Source organism: Marinobacter sp. ATCH36 (assembly GCF_023555055.1).
Taxonomy (GTDB): Bacteria; Pseudomonadota; Gammaproteobacteria; order Pseudomonadales; family Oleiphilaceae; genus Marinobacter.
Genome location: NZ_JAMJPL010000024.1, coordinates 1 through 310 on the forward strand (window position 1 = coordinate 1; position 310 = coordinate 310).

At 52.3% G+C, this 310-nt stretch carries 2 rRNA genes; both read left to right on the plus strand.

The window, feature by feature from the left end:
• Positions 1 to 108 (plus strand): 23S ribosomal RNA (locus tag M8010_RS19880); the annotation flags it as partial.
• 106 nt (positions 109 to 214) lie between these two features.
• Positions 215 to 310: ribosomal RNA gene (rrf, locus tag M8010_RS19885) — 5S ribosomal RNA — on the plus strand; the annotation flags it as partial.

The window sequence follows — 310 nt, forward strand, 5'->3', positions numbered from 1 at the left end:
TTGAGGTCCCTGAAGAGCCGTTCAAGACCAGGACGTTGATAGGTCGGGTGTGTAAGCGCTGCGAGGCGTTGAGCTAACCGATACTAATTGCTCGTGCGGCTTGACTATATAACACCCAAGACAATTGTGGATAACGCAAGAGACAAGGCGAAAGCCAAAGCTCTGAAATCAATATCACCGTTCTATCTCGTCCACCCAGTGATCAACCGTTTTGCCTGACGACCATAGCGGTCTGGAACCACCTGATCCCATCCCGAACTCAGCCGTGAAACAGACCAGCGCCGATGGTAGTGTGGCTTCTGCCCATGTG